Source organism: Desulfovulcanus sp., from assembly GCF_982781345.1.
In genome coordinates, this window is the sequence record NZ_CEYAEZ010000137.1 from 1 (window position 1) to 1,693 (window position 1,693).

General features: G+C 44.5%; 1 protein-coding gene. It reads right to left on the bottom strand.

The features are described 5' to 3' along the window. Positions 1-1,693: translational GTPase TypA (gene typA, locus AC3WVG_RS11680; protein ID WP_488798294.1), on the bottom strand; the 1,693-nt coding region annotated here is incomplete at both ends.

The window sequence follows — 1,693 nt, forward strand, 5'->3', positions numbered from 1 at the left end:
AGCCTTATATGCTTGGGAGTTACCTCAACCAATTCATCATCCTCAATAAACTCAAGAGCGAACTCAAGAACCATTTGCCGTGGAGGTATAAGTGCAATCGCATCATCACTTCCTGAAGCGCGCATATTAGTTAATTTCTTTCCCCGTAAGGCGTTTACAACAAGATCGGTCCCTTTGTTGTTTACACCAACGATCATCCCTTCATATAGCTTTTCTCCTGGTTTAACAAAAATCTCACCACGTGCCTGTAAATTATAAAGCGCATACGCCACCGCATCACCGCATCCATGTGAAATGAGAACACCATTTTGACGGGTAGGCATATCTCCTTTATAGGTCTGATATTCAAGGAAATTTTGGTACATGATACCACTACCTCGGGTCATCATAAGAAACTCGCTTCTAAACCCAATTAATGCCCTTGAGGCAATAACAAATTCCATACGGCTAGTGCCGGAAGATGTTGTCTTTAGGTCGCGCATTTGAGCCTTGCGAACTCCAAGCGCCTGCATAACAACACCCTGATACTCATCTTCCACCTCGATTATCACCTCTTCAACAGGCTCGAGCGTTTGACCACCCATTTTCTTCAAAATAACCTGCGGTATGGAGACTTCCATCTCATACCCTTCACGACGCATTGTTTCAATAAGAATAGCAAGGTGCAGTTCGCCGCGGCCTGAAACCTTTAACCGCTCGGTCCCTGCAACCTCCTCGACCTTGATGCCAACATTGATCATAGCTTCATGCAGAAGTCGCTCCCGCACATGTCGTGATGTTAAAAATCTGCCTCCATCCTTGCCTGCAAGAGGGCTTGTATTATGAGAAAAGTTCATAGAGATTGTAGGCTCATCTATCTTAATAGCAGGCAATCCTTTTGGCTCATCAACACACGCAAGTGTCTCTCCAACCTCTACACCCTCTATCCCTGAAATCAATATAATATCTCCTGCTATAGCCTCACTGGCCTCGATACGGCTTAATCCACGATACTTCATAATCTTAGTTGCCTTGCCTCTGGTAACAGTCCCATTACGTTTCACAAGCGCCACAGGATCCCCAACATGGACAGACCCATGAAAAACCCGCCCTATAGCGATTCGCCCAACATAAGAGTCATAATCAAGCATTGTAACCAGCATCTGAAAAGGCAGATCAGGGTTAGCTATCGGCGGCAATACCCTATGCAGGATAGTCTCTAAAAGAGGTTTCATAGAGTCTCTCGGCGCATCAAGATCAAGAGTCGCGTAACCATCCTTTCCCGAAGCGTAAACAATCGGAAAATCAAGCTGTTCATCAGAAGCGTTCAGCTCACAAAAAAGATCAAATGTCATATCCGCCACTTCATCCGGGCGGGCATGGGGACGATCAAGCTTATTTATCACAAGTATTGGTTTTAAATGTAACTCAAGTGACTTCTTCAAAACAAATTTAGTCTGCGGCATAGGCCCTTCAAAAGCGTCAACAAGAAGAAGCACACCATCAACCATCTTAAGAATACGTTCGACCTCACTGCCAAAATCAGCATGCCCAGGTGTATCAACAAGATTGAATTGTACCCCTTTATATTGGAGAGAAGCGTTTTTAGACAGAATGGTAATACCTCTTTCTTTCTCAAGAGGATTTGAGTCCATTACGGCAACCTCACCCTCTTTAAACTCATAGGCGCCTGTATATTTGAGAAGGGCATCTA